Consider the following 4997-nt stretch of genomic DNA (forward strand, 5'->3'; position numbering starts at 1 on the left):
AAGGTCTGGACGTCGGGCGCCGAGGGCGCCGACATGGCCATCCTGCTCGCCCGCACCGACCCTGACGCCCCCAAGCATGCGGGCCTCACCCAGTTCGTGCTGGACATGCACGCGTCCGGCGTCGAGGTGCGCCCCCTCCGGCAGATGACCGGCAGCGCCGAGTTCAGCGAGGTCTTCCTCACCGACGTGCGCATCCCCGACGCCGAACGCCTGGGCCCGGTCAACGACGGCTGGAAGGTGTCGCAGCACACCCTCGTCTACGAGCGCTACAACATGCCGGAGGTGCCGGCCCGCGGCCACGGCGCGGTGGCGGCGGTGGTGGAGGCGTGGGCGGCCCGGGCGGACAAGACGTCACCGGCGGCCCGGGCCCTCCGGGACGAGCTGATGCGCCACTGGGTGGACGCCGAGGTGGTGCGCCTCCTCCAGCTGCGCGCCGGAGTGATGCGGGCGCGAGGCAGCTCGGGGCCGGAGGGTTCTCTCGGCAAGCTGGCCGTCTCCCGGGCCGGGCGCCGCCTGGCGGAGTGGGCGCCCGTGCTGCTCGGGCCGGCCGGGGCCGTCCTCGAGGAGGGCTACTCCCCCCAGCCGGGGAGCTCGGGGATCGGCCGGCGCGGCCGCCGCAGCCTGGCGATGGGCTGCGTCGGCAGCCCTTCCAACGCCATTGCCGGCGGCACCGACCAGATCCAGCGCACCATCATCGGCGACCGGGTGCTCGGCCTGCCCCGGGAGCCGGCCGCCGACCGGGGCCTGCCCTGGAGCCAGACGCTCCGCAACGCCTAGTCCTGGAACGACCCGCCCGAAACGGTCAAAGCCCCCGTCGACTCCGGACGCACCGTGCCCTTTTGTCGCGGGACCGGCATCTGTACAGTCGCTCACAACGGGCGCGAGGGGAGCTGACTGGTGCTGCAGTACGTCATAGCCGGGCTGGCGCTCGGCGGGATCTACGCCATCGCGTCGGCGGGCCTCGTCGTCACCTACCAGTCGGCGGGAGTCCTGAACTTCGCCTTCGGCGCCCTGGCCTACTTCGTGGCCCGGTTCTTCTACTTCCTCCACAGTCAGCACGGCTGGGGGATCCCCGAGGCGGCAGTGGTGTCCCTGCTGCTGGTCGGCCCGGGCCTCGGGGTGTTCCTCTACGCGGTGCTGTTCCGGCTGCTCCGCCTGGCGTCCCCGCTCGTCAAGGTGGTGGCGACGCTCGGTCTGTCGGTCACGATCCCTCCCCTCGCGATCCTGATGTTCGGGAACGAGTCGATCCTCAAGGCCCCGGGCCTGGCGCCCGAGCCCGTGCACGTCTTCCACGTGGCAGGCGTGGCGGTCACCCTGGACCAGGTCATCGTCTACGCCTGCGTGATCCTCGTCGGGGTCGCCGGCGCCCTGATCCTGCGCTACACGGACCTGGGCCTGCGGGTCAGGGCCATGGTGGACTCGCCGGCCATGACGTCGCTGTCGGGGACCAACCCGACCGCGGTCTCGATCGGCGTGTGGGCGGTGAGCACCTTCCTGGCCGGGCTGGCGGGCGTGCTCTCGGCCCCGACCATCGGGCTCGATCCGAGCCAGTACATCGAGCTGATGGCGGCGGCGTTCGCGGCGGTGGTGGCGGCCAAGCTCCGCAACCTCCCGGTCGCCGTGCTCGTCGGCCTCGCCATGGGCATCGTCAACGCCCTGGTCCAGGACTACATGCCGCCGGCCAGCTCGCTCACCACCGCGGTGTTGGACAGCATCCCCTTTGGCGTCACCGCCATCTTCCTCGTGTACTACATCATCCGCACCGGCCGGGTCAGCGAGAGCGAAGGGGTGGGAGGCGCCCTCGACCGGGCCATCGCCGTCCAGGGGGACGAGCGCAGTGGCGGGGCCACCGTCGATCTCGAGCGCGCCGCCACCCGACCTCTGAGCTGGAGGCCGGCGCTGGCGGGGGTGGTGTTGGTAGCCGTGCTGCCCTTCATCCTCCACGGGTTCTGGATCGGGCTTCTGGCTCAGGGCGTCGCCTTCGGCGTGCTGTACCTCTCCTTCAGCCTGGTCACCGGAGAGGGGGGCATGGTCTGGCTGTGCATGGCCACCTTCGGGGGCATCGGCGCCCTGACCGCCGGTCAGCTGGCCGCCAACCACGGCTGGCCCGCCCTGCTGGCCGTGCTCGCAGGCGGGATCGTGGCCGCCCCGTTCGGGGTGCTGATCGGGATGTTGACCATCCGGCTCGGGGATCTGTACGTGGCCCTCGTGACCCTCACCTTCGGGCTGCTGATGGAGAACCTCGTCTTCACCCGGCAGACGTTCCTCAACAACGGGCTCGGCCTGAATCTCGACCGTCCCCATTTCGCCGCCGGGGACCGGGCCTTCACCTATCTGGGGCTGGCCGTGTTCGCCGTCATCGGGCTCTTCATCGTCAACCTGCGGCGTTCGACCACCGGCATGGCCCTCACGGCCGTGCGTTGGAGCGATCCCGCGTCCAAGACGATCGGGATCAGTGTCCTGCAGATGAAGGTCCTGGTGGCCGGGCTGGCGGCGTTCGTCGCCGGGATCGGCGGGGCCCTGTGGGCCATGGAGCTGGGGGTGGCGCAGCCGACCAACTACGCCACGTTCATCGGCGTGATCTGGCTGGCGGTGCTGGTCACCCAGGGGATCCGGTCGAACACCGCCGCCCTGGTGGCCGGCATCAGCTTCACCCTGCTGCCCGGGGTGGCCCAGTCCTACCTGCCCGACTGGTTCGCCAACATCCCGCCGATCCTGTTCGGCCTCGGGGCCGTTGCGGTGGCCAAGAACCCCGACGGGGTGATCGCCATGCAGGCCCGCCAGCTGCGGGGACTGTTGGAGCGGGTCCGGTCCGGTCGCCGCCCGGCGCCGGACGGAGCCGGGCTGTCGCCGACGCTGACCGCCGGGGTGCACCAGTGAGCGACGACACCGCCCCCGTCCTCGAAGCCCGCGACGTCACCGTGCGCTTCGGCGGCCTGACCGCCCTGTCGTCGGTGACGGTGACCGTCCCGCCGGGCTGCCTGATCGGGCTGGTGGGGCCCAACGGCGCCGGCAAGAGCACCCTGTTCGGGGTCTGTTCGGGGCTGATCCGGCCCGCCGACGGCCGGGTCTACGTGGCGGGCCGCGAGGTCACCGGCGCCAGCCCGCAGGCCCGGGCCCGGCTGGGCCTGGCCCGCACCTTCCAGCAGCCCGAGATGTTCATGGGCCTCACGGTGCGCCAGCACCTCACCCTGGCCTACCGGGTCCGCAAGAACCGGTCCCGACTGTGGAAGGACATGTTCAGCGGGGCGGGCCTGCGCAAGCCGGACAAGGAGGAGAACGACCGCGTCGAGTCGCTCCTCGACCTGCTCGGCCTGCACGACCTGGCCGAGACGGTCGTCGACGTCCTGCCCCTCGGCACCACCCGGCTGGTCGAGGTCGGCCGCGCCCTGGCGGGGGGCCCGACGGTCGTGCTGCTCGACGAGCCGCTCTCCGGGCTCGACGCCGCCGAGGCCCTCCGCCTCGCCGAGGCCCTGCGCCGGACGGTCCGGGACGAGGGCATCTCGCTGCTCCTGGTGGAGCACGACGTGGCCATGGTCCTCAGCCTGTGCAGCACCATCCACGTGCTGGACTTCGGCCAGCTGATCGCGGTCGGCACCCCGGAGCAGGTGCGCGCCGACCCGGTGGTGAAGGCGGCGTACCTGGGCGAGGACCCCGTTGCCCCCGCGGGCCGGACGGGGGCGTCGGGGGAGCCGGTCGCTTCGCCCCGGTAGCGGGGCCACCGGGCCCGGAGCGAGCAACGCGTGGCCATCGGGAAGTTCTTCCATCTGATCCACGTCGTCGACGATCTCGACGCCGCCGACGCCTTCTACGACCGGGTGTTCGGCCGGCAGCGGTTCATGACCCACCAGTGGGGGGAGACCGAGAAGCGCTGGGCCACCCTCGGCCTCATCGGTGACTTCATGATGGAGACGATCGAGGCCAGCTCCGACCCCGCCGACGCCGGCATGCCCCTCAGTCGGTTCCACGCCCGGTTCGGCCAGCACCTGCACTCGCTGTCGTGGTACATCGACGAGGACGACCGGCTCGGCCTGTTCCGGCGCCTGCGGGCCTGCGGCGTCCGGGTGGCCCGGCCCGGGGGGGGACTGTTCGAGAGCGAGGACGAGGTCGGCGGCACCCTGTTCACCCACCCGAAGGACACCCACGGCCTGCTCGAGTTCCAGGCCTTCGACGGCCGCTGGGGCACCTACGACCCCCGCTTCTCGCCCGGCTGGTCCGACGCCTTCTGGAGGTCCGGACACCCGTTGGGCATCGAAGCCCCGTCGCACCTGACGACGGTCGTAGCGGACCTGGACCGGGCCCGCGCCGTCTACGAGGAGGCCCTCGGCGGACTGGTGTTCCACGAGGAGACCACGGAGACGGCTCGGAGCGCCTTCGTCCTCGTCGGCCCGGACACGGTGGTCGAGCTGGCCGAGCCCCGCGCTCCCGACGCCCCGCTCGGGCTCGACCTGGCGGCCAACGGTGAGCTGCCCCACTCCGTCACCTGGCGGGTGAGGGACCTGGACGCCGTGGCGCGCCACCTCGAAAGGATCGGGGTGGGTGCCGGGGAGCGGGCCGGGGAGACCGTCACCATCGATCCGGCCGACGCCTTCGGCGCCGTCCTCGCCTTCACGACCAGCAGGATCCCCGGGGACCCGCGCCGGCCGGTCTAGAGGCCGAACGTGTATCCCCCGTTGACGCCGAGGACCTGGCCGGTTATCCACGCCGCGCCGTCGGAGGCCAGGAAGGCGACCATCGGGGCCACGTCCTCGGGCCGGCCCGGCCGGCGCAGCGGGTAGCGGCGGAAGCGACGGGTGGTCTCCTCGTCCATGGGCGCCGCCGGGTCGTAGTCGGGTCGGATCGATCCCAGCGAGACGCAGTTCACGGTCACGCCCGCCTGACCCACCTCGCTCGCCAGGCAGCGGGAGAAGCTGGTCCCGGCCGCTTTGGCGGCGGCGTACACCGACTGGAGTCGGTCTCCGGCCCGCGCCGCGTCCGAGGTGATGGTTACGACCCGC

Annotated in this window: 5 protein-coding genes; 4 read left to right on the top strand and 1 reads right to left on the bottom strand. The window is 72.2% G+C overall.

What is annotated here, in order from left to right; all coding sequences use genetic code 11:
* The 4 genes from VFW24_11520 to VFW24_11535 form a co-directional block, all read left to right on the top strand.
* A partial coding sequence (locus tag VFW24_11520) for an acyl-CoA dehydrogenase family protein (protein HEX5267393.1) occupies positions 1–777 on the top strand: 777 nt, incomplete at its 5' end.
* 120 nt (positions 778–897) lie between these two features.
* A complete protein-coding gene (locus tag VFW24_11525; GenBank protein HEX5267394.1) occupies positions 898–2880 on the top strand; it encodes an ABC transporter permease in 1983 nt (660 codons plus the stop codon).
* On the top strand, positions 2877–3713 hold the full coding sequence (locus VFW24_11530; GenBank protein ID HEX5267395.1) for an ATP-binding cassette domain-containing protein: 837 nt from the start codon (positions 2877–2879) through the stop codon (positions 3711–3713). The genes VFW24_11525 and VFW24_11530 overlap by 4 nt, the downstream gene beginning before the upstream one ends.
* 30 nt (positions 3714–3743) lie before the next feature.
* Complete coding sequence (locus VFW24_11535) at positions 3744–4652, top strand: VOC family protein (protein ID HEX5267396.1); 909 nt, start codon at positions 3744–3746, stop codon at positions 4650–4652.
* On the opposite strand, the gene VFW24_11540 is transcribed toward VFW24_11535, so the two are convergent.
* A partial coding sequence (locus tag VFW24_11540; GenBank protein ID HEX5267397.1) for an SDR family oxidoreductase occupies positions 4649–4997 on the bottom strand: 349 nt, incomplete at its 5' end. The genes VFW24_11535 and VFW24_11540 overlap by 4 nt on opposite strands.

It is taken from the genome of Acidimicrobiales bacterium (assembly GCA_036273495.1).
Taxonomy (GTDB): Bacteria; Actinomycetota; Acidimicrobiia; order Acidimicrobiales; family JAJPHE01; genus DASSEU01.